The organism is Azospira sp. MPR-LB4 (assembly GCF_058809525.1).
In genome coordinates, this window is the sequence record NZ_CM179521.1 from 3,243,008 (window position 1) to 3,266,416 (window position 23,409).

The window sequence follows — 23,409 nt, forward strand, 5'->3', positions numbered from 1 at the left end:
GTCGCGGAGCGACATCCTCCCCGGGGGAGGGAGCGCGCTCCCTGCGGTCGGCCGTGCGTTCGCGCTCATGCAGCACTCCCCGCCCGCTGCCGCAGGGCTTCCACTTCCAGCAATTCCTCTGCCAGCCAGCGGCGCCGCACATTGACGATCCAGTAGGTGATGGAGGCGGCGATGAGGGCCAGGATCACGGCGGAGAAGGCCACCATGAGGTTTTCCGAGACCTGGGCCAGGTTGCCGTCGGAAAGGGATTTCAAGGCCGGGCCCATGGGGATCATGGTGGCCACCAGGCCCAGCATGGGCGTCACCCGGCTGGCGATGCGCGGCGCCTCGAGCAGGGTGTGGGCGTACACGTCCAGCTCGTCGCCGTTGAGGTTGGGCGCTTCGCGGAAGCGGGCCAGCAGGGGCCGGCCGCCGCCGTTGCGGCGCTGCCAGGCCTGCAGGGCGAAATGGCCGAGCAGCCAGAAGGCGTAGAGGAAAAGCAGGGAGACCAGAGCCAGGGTGGGGAAGAGAAAGATCTGCCCCAACTGGTACATGGACATTTCGACGAGCTGTTGCATGGAAAGGCTCCTGGGCCGCCCCGGTCGCCGGGGCGGCGCTTGGCATGGGGTTACAGGCGGGTGGCGTAGTACTCGACCACCCGTTGCAGGTCCAGGGGGAAGGGGGCGGCGTCGCCGTCCGGCAGGTGGCTGAGGCGGGCCGTCAGGCTGGCTTCCTCAAAGGCGATCCACTCGGGCCGCTCCAGGGCTGGCTCCGCCAGGGAGGCCTTGATGGCCAGCAGGTTGCGGCTCTTTTCCACCGGCCCGAAGGCGTCGCCGGCCTTGACCCGGATGGAGGGAATGGTGGCGCGGCGGCCGTTGAGGGCGATGTGGCCGTGGCTCACCAGCTGGCGGGCGGCGGGGATGGTGGGAGCCAGGCCGGCGCGGAAGACCAGGTTGTCCAGGCGGCGCTCCAGCAGTTCGACGATCTTGTGGCCGGTGGCGCCCTGGTCCCGGCGGGCGTCCTTGACGATGCGCCGCAGCTGGGTTTCGGAGACGCCGTAGTTGAAGCGCAGCTTCTGCTTTTCCATGAGCTGCAGGCCGAATTCGGACTTGCGGCCGGCGACCTTGCGGGCGCCGTGCTGGCCCGGCGGCTGCTCGCGCTCGCCGCGGGTCTTGCGGGAGAGGCCGGGCAGCTCGGTGCCCAGGGCGCGCATGATCTTGAGACGGGGGCCGGTGTGACGGGACATGGGAGAACTCCTGTTGCTTTGGGGTTAGTGGGTGACGGCGCCGGGGGCGACCAGGGGGTAGAAATCGACGGGGGTGGAGGCCGGGTGGCAATCCACCGCCTCCCAGCCCTGCAGCACTTCCTGCAGGGCGCTCTTGAGGTAGGGGTTGAGGTCGGCCTGGGCCGCCAGGCCCCGCAGATGGGCCCGCAGGGCCTCGGTCTTGTTGGGGGTGGCGCCGCGCAGGGCGGAGGAGGAGAGCAGGTGCACCACGGCGGCGAGCCGCAGGTCGACGGGCATTTCCGGAATATCCATGGACATGTCAGAGGCTCCTGGAAGGGGTGGAGGTGGAAAGGGGACGGCGGCCCTGCTCGCGGCGGGCCTGCCAGGCGCCGCCGCCGAGGGCGGCCAGCAGAAGCAGGAGGGATGCGGCCAGCAGGGGCGGGATGGCTGGCAGGGGCTTGTTTTCTATCTTTTCCAGCTGCATGCCCTGGATCACAGGCGGGGCGGGCGTCTCCGGCGGGGGAGGCGTCTCGGCCAACTGCGATGCGCTTTGCGGCCGGGTCGGTGCGGGGGCGGCGGCCGGGGTCTGCAGGCCGTAGCCGGCAAACTTGGCGAAGGCGGCGTTGTCCGTGCGCACGTCGTGCTTGGCGGCCAGCTCCCGGTAGCGCTGCTTGAGTTCGTCCACGGTGGCGGCATCGGCCTGCCAGTAGCCCTGGCGGGCTGCTTCCAGCATGCGTTCGATGGTCTGGGCCAGGGCGTGGGGGTTTTCCTTCTCGAACCAGTCCTTCACTCCCAGGCGGTGCTTGTCGCGCACGTAGACGTCCACGAACTCCTGCCACTGGTCGTCCCGCACCACTTCCCGGGCGGTGGCGTTCCAGCCCCAGAAGTTGTTCACGCTGTCCAGCACCTGCAGGGTGCCGGCGTAGCCTTCCTGCATCAGGCCCTGGATGTAGCCCGGGTGGAAATTGCGGGTGGCCAGTTCCTTGGCCAGGAACTGGGCGGCGCCCTCCACCTTGCCGCCGCCGTTGCCGGTTTGGCGCAGGTTGGAGATGTAGAGCTGGGGCGCCTTGCCGTCCAGGTGGCGCACCGCCAGGGCGATGCCCCCCAGGTACTGGAAGGGATCGTCCGTGGTGAGCATGCCGTAGAGGTTGGAGGAGCGGGAAAGCACGGCGCCCTCGGTGCCTTTCAGCTGCTCGGCGTAGAGGTTGAGGCCGGCCAGGGCCTTGCCCTTGCCGTCCCTGGCGCCGGCCTGGCCCCATTCCGCCTCGTCCGGGCCGTAGCCGAACTGCATGCGGGAAAGATAGAGCTGGGCCAGCTTGCGGTCGCCCTCGGCCTTGCCTTTCCAGGTGTCCGTGGCCAGCACGGCGTCGTCCAGGCCGGTGCCGTACTTGCCCGACTCGGAGGAGAAGAGGCGGGTCTGGCCGGCCCGCTTGGCGGCTTCCGCCGGCACCCCCCGCTTGACGAGATCGGCGGCGATGCGGCGGGCGTTGGCGGCCACCGGGTTGTCCGCCTCCTCGGCCTCGGCCGCCAGGCGCACCGCTTCCACCAGCTGCTTCATGGCGTTGGGGAAATGGTCCCGGTAGAGGCCGGTGGCGGAGAGCACCACATCCACCCGGGGCCGGCCCAGGGCTTCCCGGGAGACCAGCCTGACGCCGCCGACCCGGCCGCCGGAATCCCACACCGGCTCCACCCCCAGGGCCCACAGGGCCTGGGCTTCCAGGATGCCCTGGTGGCGCATGGTTTCCACCGACCAGAGGGAGAAGGTGAGCTTGGCGGGCTGCTTGCCGGTCTGCTTGCGGTGCTCGGCCAGCAGGGCCTCCAGGGCTTCCTTGCCGGCGGCCCAGGCCTGGGGCGTGGGGATGCGGGACGGGTCGAAGCCGTAGAGGTTGCGCCCGGTGGGCAGGGCCTCCGGATTCTTCATCGGGTCGCCGCCGTAGGAGGTGGGGATGTAGCGTCCGGCCAGGCCCTGCAACAGGGCTGCCTGCTCGTTGCCGGCGCCGAGGTCGGCGTACCAGCGGCGGGCCTGGGCCACGGTTTCGGCCAGGGCGGCGGGGGGCGTTGCCTGGGGCTGGTCCACCAGGTAACGCTTGAGCAGGCGGTAGGGCGCAGCTTCGGTGAGCTTGCGGTAATCGCCCACCAGGGTCTCGTCCGCTTCCTCGCCGGGGGCTGCGTGGGCTTCCCAGAAGGGCTTGCCCAACATCAGCAGCACCGTGCCCAGGCGATGCACTTCCGCCGGCGCCCGACCGAAGGTGTGCAGGCCCAGGGGCTGGGCGGTGCGAGCCAGTTCGTGCAGGTGGTCGTGCAGCTGTTCGACGAAGGCGGGGAATTCCTGCTGCAGACGCGCCTCGCCGTCGGACCCAGCCCAGCCCAGGTCCTTGTCGATGTGCTCTTTTTTCGCCTGGGCCAGCAGGTCGGCCTTGAGCTTTTCCTTCACCGCGCCTTCGTCCTGGGCCAGCCAGGCGTGCAGGGTGTCGTGCAGGCGGGTGAGGGCCTCGTGCAGACCGGCGGGGACGAAGGGCGGGGTCTGGTGGCTGATGATGGTGGCCCGGCCCCGGCGCTTGGCCTGGAGGGATTCGCCGATGTTGTCCACGATGTAGGGGTAGAGCACGGGGGTGTCGCCCACCGCCAGCATGGGTGCGTCGCTCACCGCCAGGCCCCGCTCCTTGCCCGGCAGCCATTCCTGGGTGCCGTGGGTGCCGTAGTGGACGAGGGCGTCGGCGCCGAAGCCGCTGCCGTTGGCGCCGCGCTTGTCGCTGCTTTTGTCACCCTCGCCCTGGCGTTCCCGCAGCCACAGGTAGGCGGCCAGGTAGAAGTGGGAGGGCAGGGCCTTGGTGGAGTGGTAGAGGGCCTTTTCCTTCTCTTCCCACTTTTCGCCCCGGGGCGGCTGGGGCATGAACACCACATTGCCCAGCTTGAGGCGGGGCACGATGAACCAGGCCTGGCCGTCCTGGCGCAGCACCATGGCGGATTTTTCCGGTTCGCCCCAGCGTTCCTGCAGACTGCGCCGCACCGCTTCCGGCTGGGTTGCCAGCCAGCGCTTGTAGACGGCCACCGGCAGGCGTTCGGCCAGGTCGTCCCGCAGCAGGCCCGGCAGTTCGCCGTCCCGGTAATAGGGGGCCAGCAGGCGCTGCAGCAGGGTGGTGAGGGGCTTCTCCGCCACTTCCTCGGTGCGGTAGCCGGCGGCCTTGAGGGCCTGCAGGGTGGCTTCCAGGCTGCGGGGCAGGTTGAGGTAGGAGGCGGAGAGGTTCTTTTCCCCCGGCGGGTAGTTCCAGAACAGCACGCCGACCTTCTTCTCGGCGTTGGCCTTGCGCTGCAGGGCCACCAGCTTCAGGGCCTTGTTCACCACTGCCGATGCCTGGGCGGGAATGCTCACCACCTGGTCGTCGTGCTTGCGGGTAGCGGCGGCGATCTGGATGTCGGTGACGCCGGCGTACTCGGCCTGGGCCAGGTAGAAGGGCACGTCCATGAGGGCGATGCCCTGGGGATCGGCAGCCCAGTCGGCGGCGTCGCCCTTGCGGTAGGGCATGGCCTGGACCACCGGGATGCCCAGGTCGGCAAACTCGCTGCGCCGCCCTTCCGGGTTGAGCATGATCTGGGTGTTGATGAGGGCGTCGGCCACGTTGCGCTCCCCCACCCGCACCAGGCGGCGCACCGCCATGGGGTCCATGACCGGGCTGTAGAAGGGCAGGGCCACGGCGCCGGCGGCCTCGATGCGTTCGATGAGGTCGTTGATGAAGGCGGTCTGCTCGGCGGCGATGTACTGCTGGTGCAGGGCGATGGCCACCACCGGCGGGCGCTTCGCACCGGCCGTATCGACGCCCTTCCAGGCCAGGTAGGCGGCGGCGTCGGCGAACACCAGTCCGGGGGCCCGGGGGTGATAGACGGCGCTCTTGGGGAAGACGATGGGTTCCGGGATGCCCTGGAGGGTGCGGCCCGCCAGGTGGGCGGCCAGGGTGCGGAAGAAATTGTCGAAATTGGGCCGGCTGCCGTTCACGTAGTAGGCGTGCAGGCGGCGGGCCAGGGGCTCGGGCAGGCCGGCCCAGGCGGGCTTGCCTTCGTGCAGCCACAGATGGGGCGCCTTGAGGCCGGGCAAGGCGGTGACCAGGCGGGCCTGGACGAAGTCCCGCAGGTGGTCCCGCGGGGCATCGAAAAAGACGGCGCGGTAGCCCTGGAACAGGCGGGCATCCGCGTCCGTGGGCAGCTTCTCGGCGAAGCGGGACTCCAGCCGCAGGCCCTGCCTGGCGGCCAGGTCGGCCAGCAGGCGGAACTTGCCGGGCTGGATGGGGGCGGTGCTGACGAAGAGGATGGCGGGGGCCTGCGCCGCGCCCTGGGCGCTGTTCCCGGCAGCCGGGGCCGCCGCTACTGCGGCGGCGTGGAGCAGGGCCGGCAGGAGCAGCAGCAGGGCGCGGAGCAGGGGCATCATCTCAGAAGTCCGCCTGCAGGGAGAGGCTGACGTTGCGGCCGGGCTGGGTGAAGAAGCTGGGGCCCGGATCGGTGCTCAGCAGCCCCGCATGGCGTACGTCGCTCCACAGGGTGTATTGCTTGTCGAAGACGTTGTTCACCGCGGCGGTGAGGCGGAAGCGCTTGTCCACCTGCCACCAGGTGGAGACATCCATGACGCCGTAGCCGGCGGGCTTGTAGTAGTCGGTGTCGGCGTCGTTGATGCGCTCCTTGGCGGCTGCCAGGCGCAGGCGGGTCTCGCCGCCCCACTGGCCCTTGTCCCAGAGGAAGGAGAGGACGGCGCGCAGGGGCTCGATGCTGTTGAGCGGGCGGTTGTTCTGCTCGTCGTCGCCCCGGGCCGTGGCGATGCTGCCCTGGAAGGCGTAGCCGCCGGCGAAGAGCCAGCTGCCCCGCACTTCGGCGCCCTGGATGCGGACCTTGGACAGGTTCAGCTTCTGGTAGGCGCTGCGGGTGCCGCCGGGGCAGGTGAAGGGGGCTGCGGTGTCGTTACACACCCGCACCTGTTCGATGAAGTCGTCGTAGCGGTTGTCGTACACCGCCACCTTGATGTCGCCGCCCAGGGCCTTGAGGCGGGTGCCCAGTTCCAGGCCGGTGCTCTTTTCCGCCTTGAGGTTGCCGTTGGGCAGGGTGACGTAGTTCTGGGCCGCGTTGTAGAAGAGGCCGTTCACCTCCTCGTAGTTGGGAGCCCGGAAGCCGCGCACCAGCTGGCCGTAGAGGGCCACTGCCGGGCTTGCCTGCCACAGGGCGCCGATCTTGGGGGAGACGGCGGAGTGGTTCTGGCTGGCGGAACTGAGGGTGACGGCGCTGCCGCCGCTGCCGGCCACCTTGCTCATGCCGTCGGGCCGCAGCTTGACCTCGTCGTAGCGCACCCCGGGGGTGAGCAGGAACTTGCCGTCCATGAAGGACAGTTCGTCCTGGACGAAGAGGCCCAGGTTGGTGGATTCGCCGGGGGCGAAGTCCTTCAGGGGATAGGTGTCGCCGGCCAGGGTCTTGCCGGTGGTGCCGGTGGTCAGGTTGTGCACCGTGTAGTCCCGCAGTTCCTCGGTGCGGGTCTGGCGCCAGTCGGCGCCGTAGGCCAGGGAGTGGCTGACGGCGCCGGTCTGGAAGTAGCTGTCCAGCTGCAGGTTGAGGCCGTCGGTCTTCTGGTTGAACATGAAGTTCATGTCCACCAGGCAGTTGTTGCCGGCGCCGGAGGAGGCGGAGCAGCTGGCGCTGGTGTTGCTGCGTCGCTGCATGGTGTAGGTCTTGGAATCCGCCTCCTGGTGGTAGAACTTGAGGGCCAGGCGGTCGAACCAGCGGTCCGTGGGCTTCCATTCCCAGTCGATGCCGTAGCGTTCCCGCTTGGTGTTCTCGTCGCCGTAGGTCTGGGTCACCTTGGGCACGCCGCTGGAGAGGCGCAGGGAATCCACGTGGTTGTCCTGCTCCCGGTTCTCGTAGGTGAGGCCGATGCGGTGGCCGGTGGCGGGCTTGAGGATGATCTTGGCCAGGACGGAATCGGACTTGGTGTCCTGGGGATTGGGCTGCTCCCGGTTGTAGCCGGTGCCACCCACATTGCCCTTGTTGTCCAGCTCCTTGCCGTTGCGCTGGCTGTAGGCCAGCAGGCCTTCCACCAGGTCGTTGCCGCCGGCGGCATAGACGGTGTTCTGGAAGCTGTGGTCGGCCTGGCGCCAGGTGCCCTTGTAGCGCATGGCGCTGCTGCGGCCCTGCAGCAGGTCCTGGGGGTCCAGGGTGAGGTAGCCGACGACGCCGCCGAGGGCGTCGGAGCCGTAGAGGCTGGAGGCGGGGCCGCGCAGGATCTCGGCCCGCTTGAGGAAGTCCATCTCCGGGCCATCCGGCATGGAGGCGGTGATGTTGGAGGGGCCGCCGCCGTAGTAGTAGTCGGGCAGACGCACGCCGTCCACCTGCTGCAGCACCCGGATGCCTTCGATGCCGCGGATGTTCACCGCGGCGCTGCCGTAGCGGCGCAGGTCCCGGGAGATGACCACGTCGGCCTCGTTTTCCATCAGCGCCGCCTCGTCGTGGGGCATGCGCCGGTCCAGGGTCTTGCGGTCGATGCTGGTGATGGTGGCGGGAATGAGGTCCGGGTCCGCCTCCTGGCGGGTGGCGGTGACCACCACTTCCTTCAGTTCGGACGTCTGGGCTTGTGCCTGGGCCTGGCTGGCGCCAAGGGCGAGGACGGCGGGGGCGATGGCGGCGACGAGGGCCGCCAGGGGGCGCAGGGGTACTGAATGGGCGGACGCGGGACGTCCCCCGGCGGGGCGGGAAGCAAGGCGCATGATCTCTCCTGATCTTGATGCGTGGCTTGCTGCCCGGCATGAAAGCCTACCGGTGGCTGGCTACGTGTTGTCGTGGGTGGTACGGAAAAACGGGTCGGGCATCCGCCGCTGCCGCCGGGGGCTCTTCGCTTCGAGGAAAAGGGAGGCGCCAGCGCGGGGCCGGTACCGGGACCTCAAAAAAAGAAGGCTGGCTCGCCCGGGGGCTGGCTGGCGGCAAGAGGGTGATGCGTCGAGGGTGAAGCGTTGCTCTTTACTTGGTCAGAATCAGCTTGTTCTCACGGGTCAGGCGGAGCAGGTAGCACTGGCCGCCGTGTTCGATGCGGACCGTGTTGTTGCCGCGGAACAGCTGCCGGCTGGCCACCACCGGGGCTTGCCCGGCGGGCGGGTTGTCCACCGTGACGACGGCCAGGGTGGGCTTGAGCTCATCGGCGTGGTTCATGGGTGCCTCCAGGTTGGGTGACGAAACCGAGTTTGACGATGCCGGCCTCCTTCGCCGCCGCCATCACTTCGGCCACGCGCTGGTAGCGCGTTTCCTTGTCGGCGGAGAGATGGACTTCCGGCTGGGGATTCTGGGCGGCGGCGCCGGAGAAGCGGGCCACCATCTCATCGGCGTTGATTTCCGTCTTGTTCCAGTACAGCTTGCCCGCCGCATCCAGGGCCACCTGCACGGTGTCCGGCTTGGGGTCCGCCGGGGCGGCGCTGGCCTGGGGCAGGTCCACCTTGATGGCCTGGGTCATCAGGGGGGCGCAGACGATGAAGATGATCAGCAGCACCAGCATCACGTCTACCAGGGGCGTGGTGTTGATGTCGGCCATGGGCTGGGAGGGGCCCGATTCGAATCCGCCGAAAGCCATTTAAGCCACCTCGGCCAGCTTGCGGGCGCCGGCGTTGCCGCGGCCGTGGGGGACCACGGGGGATTCGGCCATGTGGTGGCCGGTGGTGAGGAAGGTGTGCAGGTCGTGGGCGAAGGCGTCCAGGTCGCCGCCGATGACGCGCAGGTTGCGGTTGAAGGTGTTGTAGGCCAGCACCGCGGGAATGGCGACGAAGAGGCCGGCGGCAGTCATGATCAGGGCCTCGCCGACGGGGCCGGCCACCTTGTCCAGGCTGGACTGGCCGGTCATGCCGATGGTGGCCAGGGCGTGGTAGATGCCCCAGACGGTGCCGAACAGGCCGATGAAGGGAGCGGTGGAGCCGATGGAGGCGAGCAGGGTCTGGCCGCCTTCCAGGTGGCTGGTGGTGCGGGCGATGCCCTGGCGCAGGGCCCGGGTCACCAGTTCGCTGGCGGAGAGGTGGGAATCCAGGTGGGGGGCGCTGCCGGAATGGCTCTCAAAGTGGCTGACGGCCTGGCTGCCGCGGCGGGCCAGGTCGGCGAAGGGGGCGGCGGGTTCCAGGCGGTCCAGGCCTTCCTGCAGGGTGGAGGCGTGCCAGAAGCTGTCGATGGCCACCGGGGCGGCGTGGCGCAGGCGCCACAGTTTCCAGCCCTTGCCCAGGATCACGGCCCAGCTGGCGACGGAGAGGACCAGCAGGACGATGGCGATGAAATGGGAGACGGCGTCGCCCTGGGCCCAGAAATGGGAGAAATCGAAATTGGCTTGCATGATGGCTTAGCTTTCCAAACTGAAAGAAACGGGGATGACGACCCAGGAGGCCACGGCTTCGCTGCCCTGGCGGGCGGGCACGAAGCGCCAGCGCTTCACCGCCTCGAGGGCGGCGGCGTCCAGGCGGGGGCTGCCGGAGGTCTGCTTGAGTTCGACGTTGTCCGTGGTGCCGTTGGGCAACACGTGGGCCCGCAGCCAGACCTTGCCCTGTTCGCCCAGGCGCTTGGAGGCCGGCGGATAGGTGGGCTTGGGGTTCTGCAGGTAGTCGGCGTCGAACTTGGCTTCCACCACGGGCGCCGGGGCGGCCGGTCCGGGGGGCGCGGCGGCGGGCGCCGGGGGCGGCGGCGCAGAGGAGGTGATGGAGGCGGGCGTCGGCGCCGGGGCCGGTTCGCTCTTCACCGCCTTGGGGGCCGGCGCCTGTTGCTTGACCACCGGCTGGGGCTTGGGCGGCGGAGGCGTCGGCGTGGGTTTGGCGGCGGGCTCCGGAGCCGGGGTGACGAGCGCGATGTTCATCACCTGGGGGGCTTCAATGGGGCTTGGCTGTGCCGTGCCCAACGCCCAGGCCAGGGCGGCACCGTGCAGCAGCACGGCGGCGCCGACCCAGGGACTCCGGGAAAGCCAGCCGGAGTCGGTCGGGCAGGAATACGGCATGGCTGGTACCAGCATGGCGAGCGGTTTCCTGGGAATGGTTATTAAATGACAACAATTCTCATTCTGCAGATTGTGAGAATTTGTGTCAACTGCTTTTGTTGCTGCGCAATAGGGGGGGCGGAGCCTTGTTTTTCCGGGATTTCCCGGCATTTGGTGCCGCGTCGAGGGAGCGCCTGACGTATAATTAGGGACTTTTATAAGGAGACTGATTCATGAACATCGACGCACTGTCCATCGGCAAGGACGTCCCCAACGACTTCAACGTGGTCATCGAGATTCCCGCCCGGGCGCCCGGCATCAAGTACGAACTGGACAAGGATTCCGGCGCCGTGCTGGTGGACCGTTTCATGTCCACCCCCATGCACTACCCCTGCAACTACGGCTTTGTGCCCCACACCCTGTCCGACGACGGCGACCCCGTGGACGTGCTGGTGGTGACGCCCTATCCCCTGCATCCTGGCGTGGTGGTGCGCTGCCGCCCCATCGGCATCCTGCACATGGAAGACGAAGCCGGTCTGGACGCCAAGGTCCTGGCAGTGCCCGTGTCCAAGCTGACCTCCATCTACGACAACGTCAAGGCCGTCTCCGACCTGCCCGACCTGCTGCCGAAGATGATCGAGCACTTCTTCGAGCACTATAAGGACCTGGAACCCAACAAGTGGGTCAAGGTCACCGGCTGGGGCGACCTGGAAGCCGCCAAGAAGGAAATCGTGGACGGCGTGGCCCGTTACGACGCTTCCGGCGAAAAGCCCCACTTCTAAGCTGTCCGAGGCGCCGGGGGAGCTTGTCCTCCGGCCGCTTTCCTGCTGTACCCGGTTTTACCGTAGTCCGCCTCCCGTTCTTCCTCGCCCGACGCCTTTCTCCCCGGATCGTCCGCCCATGGCTGCTCCCACTTCCGCCCTTGCCGTCGCCGTCGCCCAGTTCAATGCCGTCCTCGGCGACCTGGCCGGCAACCGTTCCCGCCTGGCCGACCTGGCCCGCCAGGCCCAGGCCCGCGGGGCCGACCTGATGCTGAGCCCGGAACTGGGCCTGTGCGGCTATCCGCCGGAAGACCTGCTGCTGCGCCCGGATTTCTACCGGGCCTGCGCCCGGGAGCTGGAACTGCTGGCGGCTGAAGTGCCGGAGATCGGCATTGTCGTCGGCCATCCCCTGGAAGTGGCCGGCCAGCGCTACAACGCCGCCTCCTACCTGAAGGACGGCCGCATCCAGGCCACCTACCGCAAGCACCGGCTGCCCAACTACGAGGTCTTCGACGAGGAGCGCTACTTCGAAGCCGGCAGCGAGCCCTGCCTGATCGAGGTCAAGGGCTGGACCCTGGGTCTCAACATCTGTGCCGACGTGTGGGAGGCCGGGGCGGCGGAGCAGGCGGCCCAGGCCGGGGCCCAGGCCCTGCTGGTGCTCAATGCCTCGCCCTATCACATGAACAAGGAAGGGGACCGCCTCGCCGTGCTGCGGGAGCGGGTGGCGGCGACCCGGATTCCCCTCATCTACAACAATCTGGTGGGCGGCCAGGACGAGCTGGTGTTCGACGGCGCCTCCCTGGCCCTGTGCGCCGACGGCAGCGTCGGCGCCAGCCTGCCCCGTTTCGAGGAAGCCCTGGAGCTGCTGCAGCTGACTCCCGACGGCCGCGTCAGCGGCGTGCTCCTGCCGGAGCCGGCCCTGGAGGAACAGGTGTATCGGGCCCTGGTGCTGGGGGTGCGCGACTACATTGGCAAGAACGGCTTCAAGGGCGCCGTCATCGGCCTTTCCGGCGGCATCGACTCGGCCCTGACCCTGGTGGTGGCGGCCGAGGCCCTGGGGGCCGACAAGGTGCGGGCCATCATGATGCCTTCGCCCTACACCGCCCAGATGAGCCTGGACGATTCCCGCCAGCTGGTGGAAACCCTGGGCGTGCGCTACGACGAGATCGCCATTGCCCCGGCCATGGGCGTCTATGGCGAGATGCTGGCCCAGGAATTCGCCGGCACCGCTGCCGATACCACGGAGGAAAACCTCCAGGCCCGCATCCGCGGCAACATCCTGATGGCCATCTCCAACAAGAGCGGCAGCCTGGTGCTGACCACCGGCAACAAGTCAGAGATGGCGGTGGGCTACTGCACCCTCTACGGCGACATGGCCGGCGGCTTCGCCGTCATCAAGGACCTGGCCAAGACCTTCGTCTATCGCCTGTGCCGCTGGATCAACCGGGAACGGGAGATCATCCCGGACAACATCATCGTCCGCCCCCCTTCCGCCGAGCTGAAGCCGGACCAGAAGGACCAGGACAGCCTGCCGCCCTATGAGGTGCTGGACGCCATCATGGAAGCCTATATGGAGCAGGACCTGTCGCCCCGGGAGATCGTCGCCCAGGGCTACGCCGAGGCCGACGTGCGGCGGGTGGTGCGCCTGCTCAAGATCAGCGAGTACAAGCGGCGCCAGGCCCCGGTGGGCATCCGCGTCACCCAGCGGGGCTTCGGCAAGGACTGGCGCTATCCGATCACAAACCGTTATGCTGACGAATGGTGAGCCGACGCGAAGATGACGGCATTCGGTTGGGAATGCCCCGCTGCCCCGCCCAAGAATTTAAATAAGGAGAGTTCATGAAAAAGATCGAAGCCATCATCAAGCCCTTCAAGCTCGACGAAGTGCGCGAAGCCCTGTCCGAAATCGGCGTCACCGGCCTCACCGTCACCGAGGTCAAGGGTTTCGGCCGCCAAAAGGGCCACACCGAGCTTTACCGCGGCGCCGAGTACGTGGTCGACTTCCTGCCCAAGATCAAGGTGGAACTGATCATCTCCGACGACAAGGTGGAGCCCGCCATCGACGCCATCGTCAAGGCCGCCCACACCGGCAAGATCGGCGACGGCAAGATTTTCGTCATGCCCGTGGAGCAGGTGGTGCGCATCCGCACCGGCGAGACCGACGAAGCCGCCATCTGAGGCAAGACACGCCGGCGCCGGCCCCCAGGGACCGGTGCGGCAAAAGGGCCGTCCCACGGGGCGGCCCTTTGCTTTTTAGGGATGGGGAAGGCGTGTTGCCGAGGCATGGCCGCAGAGGCAGGCGGGAAGCCATTCTCCGGCATGGGCAGGCGCCCATGCCCATCCCTGCTGCCTCCCGGGGCAGGGTGGCTTTCAGCCCCGGGAATCGTCCGCCGTGGCGCCCTCCCGGCGGGGATTGCGCAGCAGCACCAGCAGGGCGCCGCTGCCGCCGTCAGCCGGCTTGGCTTCGCAGAAGGCCAGCACTTCCGGGTGCTGGGCCAGCCAGTTGCGGGTCAGGTTTTTCAAGAGGGATTCGCCGCCGGGGGAGCTCAGGCCCTTGCCGTGGATCACCCGCAGGCAGCGTTGGCCACGGCGGCCGCAGCGGGCCAGGGCGGCGCTGAGGAAGTCCCGGGCTTCGTCCCGGGTGTAGCCGTGCAGGTCGATTTCCGTTTCCACCGGGATGCGGCCCCGGCGCAGGTCCGCCAGCAGGCGGCCGGGGGCGCCGGGGCGCAGGTGTTCGCCCTCGGCGGCGGTGTCGGCCCGGTCGGACAGGGGCGGGTGGGCCGGTGCCGGCGTGGCTGCCGGCGGCTCGGCTTCCTCCCGGGGCCGGGGGCGGGCCGCCGGCAGGGGCTTGTTGAGGGCCGCCTGGTTCTTGTCCGCCAGGGGCGTCACCGGGCCGGCGGCGCGGCGAAAGAGGGCGGCCGGGTCGTCGTCCGGCAGGTCCGGGATATACAGCGCCGGCGTTGCCTCCGCGACCGGCGCGGCGGCCTGGGCCTGGCGCTTCTGCCGCGACAGCCGCGGCCCCACCTCGGCCCGGCCGGTGTCCTTGACCGGGGTGACCTCGCCGACGCTGGCGCGGAACAGGGCCAGGGGGTCGTTGGGGTCGATCCGCTGGGGCCGGGGCGACGGGGCGCTCTCCGTCTCATCCTGCAGCCGGGGACGGGGCTTGGGGGCCGGCTTGGGCTTGTCCAGACGGGCGTGGTTGTCACGGGCCAGGGGCTTGGCGCCGGCGAAGGCCTGGGCCAGCAGGGCAGCATCCTCGTCCCCGGCCGTGGATACGGGCGGCGGCGCGGGCGTGGCAGATGGTGCCGGTGCGGCGGGGGGGGCGGCTTTGGCCTGTTTGGCGGGCTCCAGATGGCCTTTCAGGTCCCGCAGGACCTGAAAGGGGGAGCCGGCAGCGGCCGGCTTGGCAGGCTTCATGGAGCGCTGTTCCGGGGCTTACGCCTGCTCCAGGCCGTCCAGGTAGCGTTCGGCATCCAGGGCGGCCATGCAGCCGGTGCCGGCGGAGGTGCAGGCCTGGCGGTAGATGTGGTCCTGCACGTCGCCGGCAGCGAAGACGCCGGTGATGCTGGTCTGGGTAGCGTTACCGGCGCGGCCGGACTGGGTCACGATGTAGCCGTTTTCCAGCTCCAGTTGGCCTTCGAACAGCTCGGTGTTGGGCTTGTGGCCGATGGCGATGAAGACGCCCATGACCGGCACTTCCTGGGTGGCGCCGGTATTGACGTTTTTCACCTTGAGGCCGGTGACGCCGGAATCGTCGCCCAGCACTTCTTCCAGGGTGGAGTCCCACAGCACGGTGACCTTGCCTTCTTCCACCTTCTTCATCAGCTTGTCCTGGAGGATCTTTTCGGACTTGAACTTGTTGCGGCGGTGGATCACGGTGACGTGGCTGGCGATGTTGGCCAGGTACAGGGCCTCTTCCACGGCGGTGTTGCCGCCGCCCACCACGGCCACGGCCTGGTTGCGGTAGAAGAAGCCGTCACAGGTGGCGCAGGCGGAGACGCCGCGGCCGGCGAACTTCTCTTCGGAGGGCAGGCCCAGGTACTGGGCGGAGGCGCCGGTGGCGATGATGAGGGCGTCGCAGGTGTATTCGCCGGCATCGCCGATGAGGCGGAAGGGCTTCTCCTGCAGCTTGGCGGTGTGGATGTGGTCGAAGATGATCTCGGTCTCGAAGCGGCGGGCATGCTCCTCGAAACGCTGCATCAGCTCGGGGCCCTGGACGCCGGCCGCATCGGCGGGCCAGTTGTCCACTTCGGTGGTGGTCATCAGCTGGCCGCCCTGGGCCAGGCCGGTGATCAGCACGGGTTTCAGGTTGGCGCGGGCGGCATAGACGGCGGCGGTGTAGCCGGCGGGGCCGGAACCGAGGATGAGCAGGCGGCTGTGGCGTTGGGTGGTCATGGCGTTTCTCTCGCGGTCGGATTTTCGGGTCGGGGGGAAATTATAGCGAAAGCGGGGGGGCTGCAACCGAACTCGCCGGCGGCGGTGGCGCGTGACGGATTTGGCATATAATCGGCGCTGATTTATCCACACCACAAGCAAAAATAAGGCTGAGTATGCAGGTTGGGAGAGGACTAAGCCTCGCCACGCTCCGGGGCTTGCCCATGTTTGAGCGTGTGCCGGACAGCGAACTGGAACATCTGGCCCGGGTATCCACCTATCGCAAGGTGACCCGGGGTACGACCATTGTGCGGGCCGGCGACGTCACGGACTCCCTCTACATCCTCATCTCGGGCAGCATCAAGGTGCTCAACAGCGATGAGGAAGGGCGGGAAGTGATCCTGGCCATCCTCGGCACCGGCGAGTTCTTCGGCGAAATGGGCCTGCTCGATGGCGAGCCCCGTTCCGCCAACGTGGTGGCCCTGGAAGTGTGCGAGGTGCTGATCATCGCCAAGGCCGAGTTCCGCCGCCTCCTCACCGAGCACGTGGATCTGACCTTCTACCTGCTGCGCAGCCTGGTGCAGCGCCTGCGGGAAGCCGACCGCAAGATCGAAAGCCTGGCCCTGATGGACGTTTTCGGCCGGGTCGCCAAGCTGCTGCTGGAGTTTTCCGAGATGCAGGAAGGCCGGCGCATCGTCACCCGCAAGCTGACCAAGCAGGATATCGCCAAGATGATCGGCGCCTCCCGGGAAATGGTCAGCCGGGTGATGAAGGACCTGGAAACCAGCGGTTACATCGAAGTTCAGGACGGCCGCATTGTCCTGCACGAAATCTAAGGGGCGCTTGCCGTTATAATCGGGCGAACCTACCAACTGTTCGCCGCCAATGGCCGTCCCCCAATCCGCCCGTCGCAACTCCGATAAGTCCCCCAGCCCCCTGCCGGAAAAGATTGCCGTCATCCTGCAGGAATCCCGCTGGCTGGCGCTGGTGGTGTTCGCCGGCTTCCTCTCCCTGGCCCTGTGGGGCTACGACCGGGCCGACCCGGGCTGGTCCCATGCGGCCCAGGTGGACGCCCTGCACAACCCCGCCGGCCGTTTCGGCGCCTGGCTCTCCGACCTTCTGCTCTATCTCTTCGGCGCTTCCGCCTGGTGGTGGGTCACCCTCATGCTGGCCCTGGTGTGGTGGGGCTACCGCCGCCTCGACGGCCTGCGCGGCAACGGCGACCGCCGCCCCCTGATCGTCGCCGCCATCGGCTTCCTCATCCTGCTGGTGGCCAGCTGCGGCCTCGAAGCCATCCGTTTCTACACCCTGCGTACGCCCCTGCCCCTGGTGCCCGGCGGCATGCTGGGCCTGGAACTTGGCAATGCCGCCGTCGCCGCCCTCGGCTACACCGGCGCCACCCTGGTCCTGCTCACCGGCGTGGTGCTGGGCTGGAGCCTCTTTTCCGGCATGAGCTGGCTGTCCACCTTCGAGCGTCTGGGCACCCTGGTGGAAGGTACTTATTTCGGCATCCGCGGCCTCATCGAGCGCTGGCAGGACCAGCGCATCGGCCGCGAAGTGGCCCGGGAGCGGGAAGCGGTGGTGGAAGTGGAGCGGGCCCGGGTGGAAGACCACGAGCCGATCCGCATCGAAATCGTCGAGCCCGAGATCGAAGTCTCCACCAAGGTGGAAAAGCGCATCGAGCGGGAGCGCCAGGCGCCCCTCTTTCCCGAGGCGGTGGAGGGCGGCCAGCTGCCGCCCCTGCACCTGCTGGACCCGGCGCCGCCCCAGACCGACCTGCCGGCGGCGGACACCCTGGAATTCACCTCCCGCCTCATCGAACGCAAGCTGGCCGACTTCGGCGTCCAGGTGAAGGTGCTGGCCGCCTACCCCGGCCCGGTCATCACCCGCTACGAAATCGAGCCGGCGGTGGGCGTCAAGGGCGCCCAGATCGTCAATCTGGCGCGGGACCTGGCCCGGGCCCTGGCCCTCATCTCGGTGCGGGTGGTGGAGACGGTGCCGGGCAAATCCTGCATGGCCCTGGAGCTGCCCAATCCCAAGCGCCAGGCCGTGCGCCTCTCGGAAATCCTTTCCAGCAAGGCCTATTACGACATGGCCTCGCCCCTCACCGTGGCTCTGGGCAAGGACATCGGCGGCCAGGCCACCGTGGCCGACCTGGCCAAGATGCCCCATCTGTTGGTGGCCGGCACCACCGGTTCCGGCAAGTCGGTGGGCATCAACGCCATGATCCTGTCCCTGCTCTACAAGTCCACCGCCAAGGATGTGCGCCTCATCCTGGTGGATCCGAAGATGCTGGAACTCTCCATCTACGAAGGCATTCCCCACCTGCTGGCGCCGGTGGTGACCGACATGCGCCAGGCCGCCAACGCGCTTAACTGGTGCGTCGGCGAGATGGAAAAGCGCTACAAGCTGATGAGCGCCATGGGCGTGCGCAACCTGGCCGGCTTCAACGCCAAGATCCGCGAGGCGGAGAAGAACGAGCAGAAGATTCCCAACCCGCTCTCCATCACCCCCGAATCCCCCGAGCCCCTGACCGAGCTGCCCTACATCGTGGTGGTCATCGACGAGCTGGCGGACCTGATGATGGTGGTGGGCAAGAAGGTGGAAGAGCTGATCGCCCGCCTGGCCCAGAAGGCCCGGGCCGCCGGCATCCACCTCATCCTGGCGACCCAGCGGCCCAGCGTGGATGTGATCACCGGCCTGATCAAGGCCAACATCCCCACCCGCATCTCCTTCCAGGTTTCCAGCAAGATCGACTCCCGCACCATCCTCGACCAGATGGGCGCCGAAGCCTTGCTGGGCCAGGGTGACATGCTCTACCTGACGCCGGGCAGCGGCTACCCCACCCGGGTGCACGGCGCCTTCGTCGCCGACGACGAAGTGCACCACGTGGTCGAATACCTGAAAAAGACCGGCGCCCCCGATTACATCGAGGATGTGCTCAGCGGTGCCGGCGGTGACGAAGATGGCGGTGGCGACGGCGAGGGCGGCGACGATCCCGAAAACGACCCCATGTACGACCAGGCCGTGGAGATCGTCCTCAAGACCCGCCGGGCCTCCATTTCCCTGGTCCAGCGCAACCTGCGCATCGGCTACAACCGGGCCTCCCGCCTCATCGAAGCCATGGAGCGGGCTGGCCTGGTTTCCGCCATGGACGGCCGCGGCGGGCGCGAAGTGCTGGGCCGCAAGACGGAAGAATGATGAAAACTCCCCCCAAGTTCCTGCTGGCGGCCCTCCTGGCCGCCGCCCTGCTGCCCGGCGCCGCCCAGGCCTCCGGCGTCGCCAAGCTCAAGGCCTTCCTCGACAACACCCGCAGCCTGCGGGCCGAGTTCGTCCAGTCCGTGGTGGCCAAGAGCGGCCGCAAGCCCCAGAACTCCGCCGGCCTGATGATGTTCCAGCGCCCCGGCAAGTTCCGCTGGCAGGTGGAAAAGCCCTATCCCCAGCTGATGGTGGGCGACGGCGAAAAATTCTGGATCTACGACCCGGAACTGAAGCAGGTGACGGTGAAAAAAATGGGCAAGACCCTGGGCGCCACCCCGGCCGCCCTGCTGGCCGGCGAAGGCTCCGCCTCCCTGGAAAAGAACTTCACCCTGGCCGAAGGTGGCGAGAAGGACGGCCTGGAATGGGCCGAAGCCACCCCCAGGAGCGCCGACTCCGGCTTTGAAAAAGTCCGCCTCGGCTTTGCCGGCGACAACCTGCGGGCCATGGAACTGCACGACAGCTTCGGCCAGACCACCGCCCTCATCTTCAACCGGGTCGAACGCAACCCGTCCCTGGCCCCCGGCCTCTTCCGCTTCACCCCGCCGCCCGGAGCGGATGTGGCGGGGGAGTGAGGGGCTACAGACGTTAGAAATTTGTGGCGAAGCACATCCTTCCGGTGCCCATCTGGAGAACTGATACAAGGCCTAAAGTTGGGCTCGGAATATTCCGCAGAAACAAGGGCTTCCATCGTCCCAAGATTGCTGAGTCAATCTGGACAATCAGGTCATCAAGTATTGCTACATCGTAAAGCTGGTCTGCGAATCGTCAGCCAACATTTCGATTACGAGTAGTCACCGAACGTCAGCGCCCTTGCATCCTTCTCTAGTCGCTGTATGGATATCGGTCCCAGCTGGGACGTCCCACACAAAATAGGGCGGGTGCTTCCAAGGGAGGTCAAATACAGTTCTAAGAAGTCCATTTTCTGTCTTCCGCAACTGGACATGGCCACCCTCGGTACAGAAGGCTTTAGTAAATCCTGGATCATCAACGCGTACGGTGTAGTCGCCTTTCCTTGCTCGAAGTTCGGCATCTACTGTGGAAAGCATAAATGACGGAACACACTCTCGCTCTTCGAGGGTGCTCTCCTCATAAATCTGATTCTGTGGTTCTCCTACCTGTGTGAGTTCTATCCGGTTGAAACAGTAATAGAGCTATCCTTTCGGGGTTCTTTTTTCGGTAAGCCGGCTAATTCGCCACATCGGAAGGTTAGGTGCGGTGCATCTTCCAGAAATGAACTTGGCCCATCCCTCACGCAAGAGATCCAATTGAGTTTTGGTGTCTGCAAGATCAATTACGTCGCTTTCGTTGGCGCATTGCATCCAGTTGTGCTTGAGCATGTATAGCGGCGATTCTGCATGTACCAAGCCGGTGAATGTTATGCAGACTAATGCTGAGAGAGCTTGAAGCCAGTGATATCGCATGTGCTGGAGTGCTCGCATGGTTGATGTGATGGACTACTGTAGTGGTGAAATTTTGAAGAGAAAACACTAGGGCAGCTTGCGGGCTGAGTTGTTCAGGCGAATTGCTCGACTTCGTTTCAGTTGCGACTAGTCTTTCTGAAGTATATCCGGGATGCGTACGCCTTCGTCATGGCGAACGCCTGGGGAACGGAAGCTGACGAAGCGAACGTGTTTTTGCCTTGAGCATGGTGCATTGGGCCAGTTACGCCTTAAGGTAAACTGCGGCTTTTGCACGGGCAGTCCTGCTGCCAATGGATTCTGAGTGAACGATCTTTTTTCCCAAGGAACGGTGGATGCCGGGGCGCCCCTGGCGGAACAGTTGCGGCCGCGTGCGCCCGACGAGGTGATCGGTCAGCAGCATCTGCTGGGGCCGGGCAAGCCCCTGCGTTTGGCCTTCGAGTCGGGGCAGCCCCATTCCATGATCCTGTGGGGGCCGCCCGGGGTGGGCAAGACCACCCTGGCGCGCATGATGGCGACCCAGTTCAACTGCGAGTTCATTGCCCTTTCCGCTGTTTTCTCCGGCATCAAGGAAGTGCGGGAGGCGGTGGCCCAGGCCGAGATGTGGAAGGCCCAGGGCAAGCGCACCATCCTCTTCGTCGATGAAATCCACCGCTTCAACAAGGCCCAGCAGGACGGCTTTCTGCCCTTCGTCGAAAGCGGCCTGTTCACCTTCATCGGCGCCACCACCGAGAACCCTTCCTTCGAGGTCAATTCGGCCCTGCTCTCCCGGGCTTCGGTCTATGTGCTGAAGTCCCTGGACGAGGCCGAGATGGGTCAGTTGTTCGACCGGGCCCGTGACAAGGCCCTGGCGGAGCTGGATTTCGATGACGAGGCCCGCACCCGCCTGATCGGCCTGGCTGACGGCGATGCCCGGCGCTTTCTCAACCTGCTGGAGCAGGTGCGCACGGCGGCCCGCACCGCCAGGCTGGCCAAGGTGGACGGGGCCTTCATCGAAGCCACCATGGCCCAGAGCCTGCGCCGCTTCGACAAGGGTGGCGATGCCTTTTACGACCAGATTTCGGCCCTGCACAAGTCGGTGCGGGGCTCCAATCCGGACGGCGCCCTCTACTGGTTCTGCCGCATGCTGGATGGCGGCGCCGACCCCCGTTACCTGGCCCGGCGCATCGTGCGCATGGCCTGGGAAGACATCGGCCTGGCCGACCCCCGGGGCAGCGAGATCGCCATGAATGCGGCCCAGACCTACGAGCGCCTGGGCTCGCCGGAAGGGGAGCTGGCCCTGGCCCAGGCAGTGATCTACCTGGCCTGCGCCGCCAAATCGAATGCCGCCTACAACGCGTATAATGCGGCACGCGCCTTCGTCGCCAAGGACGGCTCCCGCCCGGTGCCCGAGCACCTGCGCAACGCCCCCACCAAGCTGATGAAGGATCTGGGCTACGGCAAGGATTACCGCTACGCCCACGACGAAGCCGAAGGCTACGCCGCCGGTGAGAACTACTTCCCCGACGGCATGGCGCCCGCCACCTGGTATCAGCCGGTGGAGCGGGGCCTGGAAATCAAAATCGGCGAAAAGCTCGCCCACCTGCGGGACCTGGATGCCCAGGCCGCCCGCAAAGGCAAAAAAGGCTAGCCACAGAGGGCACAGAGGACACCGAGTGTCATGGCAGACCAACTGACCCAGCAGATTATCGGCGCCGCCATCGAGCTGCATCGTCTGCTCGGGCCGGGGCTGCTGGAAAGCGTCTATGAGGAGGCCCTCTGCCATGAAATGTCCCTGCGGGATATTCCCTTTGCCCGGCAGGTGGAGGTGGTGTACAAGGGCCGGGTGATTGCCGGCCAGCGCCTTGATCTGGTGGTGGCCGATGCCGTGGTGGTGGAGCTGAAGTCCCAACGGGCGCTGCCCGAAGCAGTATCGGCCCAGGTCTTGTCCTACCTGAAGGCAACTGGCTTGAAACGTGGTTTACTTATCAACTTTGGCGAGCCCAGGCTTGCCGACGGCGTGAAACGATTTTCTCTGTGATCTCTGTGCCCTCTGTGGCAAAAAGGTTTTGATTCCATGCTCGACATTCAACTGCTCCGCAACGACCTCGACGCCGTGGCTGCCCGCCTGGCGACCCGCGGCAAGGCCATCGACTTCACCCAGTTCTCCGCCCTGGAGGCCGAGCGCAAGACCCTGCAGACCCGCACCCAGGAGCTGCAGGCCAGCCGCAATTCCCTCTCCAAGCAGATCGGCATGTTGAAGGGCAAGGGCGAGGATGCTTCCGAGGTGATGGCCCAGGTGGCCGCCATGAAGACCGAGCTGGAGCAGGCCGAAGCCCGCCTCACCGAGCTGCTGGGCGAGTTCAACGCCATCGTCGCTGCCATTCCCAATCTGCCCAATGAAACCGTGCCGGTGGGCAAGGACGAAACCGGCAACGTGGAAGTGAAGCGCTGGGGCACGCCCCGCACTTTCGACTTCGAGGTCAAGGACCACACCGACGTGGGCGAATTCCTCGGTCAACTGGATTTCGCCGTGGCCGCCAAGATTTCCGGCGCCCGCTTCTCCGTCATGAAGGGCCAACTGGCCCGCCTGCACCGGGCCCTCGCCCAGTTCATGCTCGACACCCACACCGGCGAGCACGGCTACACCGAGGTCTACACCCCCTACCTGGTGAATGCCGCCAGCCTCTTCGGCACCGGCCAGCTGCCCAAGTTCGAGGAAGACCTGTTCAAGATCGCCCGGGCCGACGCCGAGCCCCTGTACCTGATCCCCACCGCCGAAGTGCCGGTAACCAACATCGTGCGCGACGAAATCCTCGCCGCCGAGGCCCTGCCCCTGAAGCTGGTCTGCCACACCCCCTGCTTCCGTTCCGAAGCCGGCTCCTACGGCCGCGACACCCGGGGCATGATTCGCCAGCACCAGTTCGACAAGGTGGAGCTGGTGCAGATCGTGGCCCCCGAGAAGTCCGCCGAGGCCCATGAAGAGCTGACCCGCCACGCCGAAACTATCCTGGAAAAGCTGGAGCTGCCCTACCGCCGCGTCACCCTGTGCACCGGCGACATGGGCTTCTCCGCCGCCAAGACCTACGACCTGGAAGTGTGGCTGCCGGCCCAGAACACCTACCGGGAAATCTCGTCCTGCTCCAACTTCGAGTCCTTCCAGGCCCGCCGCCTGCAGGCCCGTTTCCGCAACGAGAAGAACAAGCCGGAGCTGGTGCACACCCTCAACGGTTCCGGGCTGGCCGTGGGCCGCACCCTGGTGGCCATCCTGGAAAACTTCCAGAACGCCGACGGCTCCGTCACCGTGCCGGCCGTGCTGCGTCCCTACATGGGCGGCCTGGAGCAGATCGTCGCCGCCTAAGCCGCCTCGCTCTTCGCAAAGAAAAAGGCCGGGAATATCCCGGCCTTTTTCTTTGCCCCGGCTGCAAGGCAGGAGGGACGGACATT

The 23,409-nt window shown here is 66.9% G+C and carries 20 protein-coding genes; 9 read left to right on the plus strand and 11 right to left on the minus strand.

The window, feature by feature from the left end:
* Nucleotides 1-65: 65 nt before the first annotated feature.
* From AC3QLZ_RS15235 to AC3QLZ_RS15275, 9 genes are all read right to left on the minus strand, one after another.
* Nucleotides 66-557: a MotA/TolQ/ExbB proton channel family protein gene (locus AC3QLZ_RS15235; protein ID WP_014236762.1), complete on the minus strand. Its 492-nt coding sequence runs from the start codon at nt 555-557 to the stop codon at nt 66-68.
* Nucleotides 558-607: 50 nt separating this feature from the next.
* The gene (gene rpsD / locus AC3QLZ_RS15240) at nt 608-1,225 is read right to left on the minus strand and encodes a 30S ribosomal protein S4 (RefSeq protein WP_014236763.1); all 618 of its coding nucleotides are present in this window, start codon (nt 1,223-1,225) and stop codon (nt 608-610) included.
* Between the two features lie 24 nt (nt 1,226-1,249).
* Complete coding sequence (locus tag AC3QLZ_RS15245) at nt 1,250-1,522, minus strand: hypothetical protein (protein WP_014236764.1); 273 nt, start codon at nt 1,520-1,522, stop codon at nt 1,250-1,252.
* A 1-nt stretch (nt 1,523) separates the two neighbouring features.
* Nucleotides 1,524-5,627, minus strand: a complete 4,104-nt coding sequence (cobN, locus tag AC3QLZ_RS15250) for a cobaltochelatase subunit CobN (protein ID WP_014236765.1) — start codon at nt 5,625-5,627, stop codon at nt 1,524-1,526.
* Between the two features lies 1 nt (nt 5,628).
* A complete protein-coding gene (locus tag AC3QLZ_RS15255) occupies nt 5,629-7,941 on the minus strand; it encodes a TonB-dependent hemoglobin/transferrin/lactoferrin family receptor (RefSeq protein ID WP_014236766.1) in 2,313 nt (770 codons plus the stop codon).
* Between the two features lie 250 nt (nt 7,942-8,191).
* Nucleotides 8,192-8,380: a hemin uptake protein HemP gene (hemP, locus tag AC3QLZ_RS15260; RefSeq protein ID WP_014236767.1), complete on the minus strand. Its 189-nt coding sequence runs from the start codon at nt 8,378-8,380 to the stop codon at nt 8,192-8,194.
* Nucleotides 8,364-8,795, minus strand: a complete 432-nt coding sequence (locus AC3QLZ_RS15265; RefSeq protein WP_014236768.1) for an ExbD/TolR family protein — start codon at nt 8,793-8,795, stop codon at nt 8,364-8,366. The genes hemP and AC3QLZ_RS15265 overlap by 17 nt, the downstream gene beginning before the upstream one ends.
* Complete coding sequence (locus AC3QLZ_RS15270) at nt 8,796-9,539, minus strand: MotA/TolQ/ExbB proton channel family protein (RefSeq protein WP_014236769.1); 744 nt, start codon at nt 9,537-9,539, stop codon at nt 8,796-8,798.
* 6 nt (nt 9,540-9,545) lie between these two features.
* Nucleotides 9,546-10,205 (minus strand): energy transducer TonB, encoded by a 660-nt coding sequence (locus AC3QLZ_RS15275; RefSeq protein WP_014236770.1) that lies wholly within the window; start codon nt 10,203-10,205, stop codon nt 9,546-9,548.
* 197 nt (nt 10,206-10,402) lie between these two features.
* On the opposite strand from AC3QLZ_RS15275, the gene ppa reads away from it, so the two are divergent.
* The 3 genes from ppa to glnK all read left to right on the plus strand — a co-directional run bounded on the left by ppa (nt 10,403) and on the right by glnK (nt 13,108).
* Nucleotides 10,403-10,951, plus strand: coding sequence for an inorganic diphosphatase (gene ppa / locus AC3QLZ_RS15280; RefSeq protein ID WP_014236771.1), 549 nt, complete (start codon nt 10,403-10,405; stop codon nt 10,949-10,951).
* A 118-nt stretch (nt 10,952-11,069) separates the two neighbouring features.
* Nucleotides 11,070-12,695, plus strand: coding sequence for an NAD+ synthase (locus AC3QLZ_RS15285; RefSeq protein ID WP_014236772.1), 1,626 nt, complete (start codon nt 11,070-11,072; stop codon nt 12,693-12,695).
* Between the two features lie 74 nt (nt 12,696-12,769).
* On the plus strand, nt 12,770-13,108 hold the full coding sequence (gene glnK, locus AC3QLZ_RS15290; RefSeq protein WP_014236773.1) for a P-II family nitrogen regulator: 339 nt from the start codon (nt 12,770-12,772) through the stop codon (nt 13,106-13,108).
* Nucleotides 13,109-13,300: 192 nt separating this feature from the next.
* On the opposite strand, the gene AC3QLZ_RS15295 is transcribed toward glnK, so the two are convergent.
* Together AC3QLZ_RS15295 and trxB are read right to left on the minus strand one after the other, a co-directional pair.
* Nucleotides 13,301-14,347 carry a Smr/MutS family protein gene (locus AC3QLZ_RS15295; RefSeq protein WP_014236774.1) on the minus strand — a complete coding sequence of 349 codons (1,047 nt, stop codon included), beginning with the start codon at nt 14,345-14,347 and terminating at the stop codon, nt 13,301-13,303.
* An 18-nt stretch (nt 14,348-14,365) separates the two neighbouring features.
* Nucleotides 14,366-15,325, minus strand: a complete 960-nt coding sequence (gene trxB / locus AC3QLZ_RS15300; protein WP_014236775.1) for a thioredoxin-disulfide reductase — start codon at nt 15,323-15,325, stop codon at nt 14,366-14,368.
* Between the two features lie 155 nt (nt 15,326-15,480).
* On the opposite strand from trxB, the gene AC3QLZ_RS15305 reads away from it, so the two are divergent.
* From AC3QLZ_RS15305 to serS, 6 genes are all read left to right on the plus strand, one after another.
* Complete coding sequence (locus AC3QLZ_RS15305; protein WP_014236776.1) at nt 15,481-16,140, plus strand: Crp/Fnr family transcriptional regulator; 660 nt, start codon at nt 15,481-15,483, stop codon at nt 16,138-16,140.
* 49 nt (nt 16,141-16,189) lie between these two features.
* Entirely contained in the window at nt 16,190-18,505 is a 2,316-nt protein-coding gene (locus AC3QLZ_RS15310) for a DNA translocase FtsK (RefSeq protein WP_014236777.1), read from the plus strand.
* Entirely contained in the window at nt 18,505-19,137 is a 633-nt protein-coding gene (gene lolA / locus AC3QLZ_RS15315) for an outer membrane lipoprotein periplasmic chaperone LolA (protein WP_014236778.1), read from the plus strand. Before AC3QLZ_RS15310 ends, lolA begins: the two co-directional genes overlap by 1 nt.
* A gap of 1,150 nt (nt 19,138-20,287) precedes the next feature.
* Complete coding sequence (locus tag AC3QLZ_RS15320) at nt 20,288-21,613, plus strand: replication-associated recombination protein A (RefSeq protein ID WP_157870602.1); 1,326 nt, start codon at nt 20,288-20,290, stop codon at nt 21,611-21,613.
* A 30-nt stretch (nt 21,614-21,643) separates the two neighbouring features.
* Nucleotides 21,644-22,003: a GxxExxY protein gene (locus tag AC3QLZ_RS15325; RefSeq protein ID WP_014236780.1), complete on the plus strand. Its 360-nt coding sequence runs from the start codon at nt 21,644-21,646 to the stop codon at nt 22,001-22,003.
* A 36-nt stretch (nt 22,004-22,039) separates the two neighbouring features.
* Entirely contained in the window at nt 22,040-23,323 is a 1,284-nt protein-coding gene (gene serS, locus AC3QLZ_RS15330) for a serine--tRNA ligase (RefSeq protein ID WP_014236781.1), read from the plus strand.
* Nucleotides 23,324-23,409 lie beyond the last annotated feature (86 nt).

Bases quoted from the DNA above. Each gene is read 5' to 3' on its own strand.
- AC3QLZ_RS15235 (WP_014236762.1), bottom strand. From the start codon at position 557: ATGCAACAGCTCGTCGAAATGTCCATGTACCAGTTGGGGCAGATCTTT.
- rpsD (WP_014236763.1), bottom strand. From the start codon at position 1,225: ATGTCCCGTCACACCGGCCCCCGTCTCAAGATCATGCGCGCCCTGGGC.
- AC3QLZ_RS15245 (WP_014236764.1), bottom strand. From the start codon at position 1,522: ATGTCCATGGATATTCCGGAAATGCCCGTCGACCTGCGGCTCGCCGCC.
- cobN (WP_014236765.1), bottom strand. From the start codon at position 5,627: ATGATGCCCCTGCTCCGCGCCCTGCTGCTGCTCCTGCCGGCCCTGCTC.
- AC3QLZ_RS15255 (WP_014236766.1), bottom strand. From the start codon at position 7,941: ATGCGCCTTGCTTCCCGCCCCGCCGGGGGACGTCCCGCGTCCGCCCAT.
- hemP (WP_014236767.1), bottom strand. From the start codon at position 8,380: ATGAACCACGCCGATGAGCTCAAGCCCACCCTGGCCGTCGTCACGGTG.
- AC3QLZ_RS15265 (WP_014236768.1), bottom strand. From the start codon at position 8,795: ATGGCTTTCGGCGGATTCGAATCGGGCCCCTCCCAGCCCATGGCCGAC.
- AC3QLZ_RS15270 (WP_014236769.1), bottom strand. From the start codon at position 9,539: ATGCAAGCCAATTTCGATTTCTCCCATTTCTGGGCCCAGGGCGACGCC.
- AC3QLZ_RS15275 (WP_014236770.1), bottom strand. From the start codon at position 10,205: ATGCTGGTACCAGCCATGCCGTATTCCTGCCCGACCGACTCCGGCTGG.
- ppa (WP_014236771.1), top strand. From the start codon at position 10,403: ATGAACATCGACGCACTGTCCATCGGCAAGGACGTCCCCAACGACTTC.
- AC3QLZ_RS15285 (WP_014236772.1), top strand. From the start codon at position 11,070: ATGGCTGCTCCCACTTCCGCCCTTGCCGTCGCCGTCGCCCAGTTCAAT.
- glnK (WP_014236773.1), top strand. From the start codon at position 12,770: ATGAAAAAGATCGAAGCCATCATCAAGCCCTTCAAGCTCGACGAAGTG.
- AC3QLZ_RS15295 (WP_014236774.1), bottom strand. From the start codon at position 14,347: ATGAAGCCTGCCAAGCCGGCCGCTGCCGGCTCCCCCTTTCAGGTCCTG.
- trxB (WP_014236775.1), bottom strand. From the start codon at position 15,325: ATGACCACCCAACGCCACAGCCGCCTGCTCATCCTCGGTTCCGGCCCC.
- AC3QLZ_RS15305 (WP_014236776.1), top strand. From the start codon at position 15,481: ATGCAGGTTGGGAGAGGACTAAGCCTCGCCACGCTCCGGGGCTTGCCC.
- AC3QLZ_RS15310 (WP_014236777.1), top strand. From the start codon at position 16,190: ATGGCCGTCCCCCAATCCGCCCGTCGCAACTCCGATAAGTCCCCCAGC.
- lolA (WP_014236778.1), top strand. From the start codon at position 18,505: ATGAAAACTCCCCCCAAGTTCCTGCTGGCGGCCCTCCTGGCCGCCGCC.
- AC3QLZ_RS15325 (WP_014236780.1), top strand. From the start codon at position 21,644: ATGGCAGACCAACTGACCCAGCAGATTATCGGCGCCGCCATCGAGCTG.
- serS (WP_014236781.1), top strand. From the start codon at position 22,040: ATGCTCGACATTCAACTGCTCCGCAACGACCTCGACGCCGTGGCTGCC.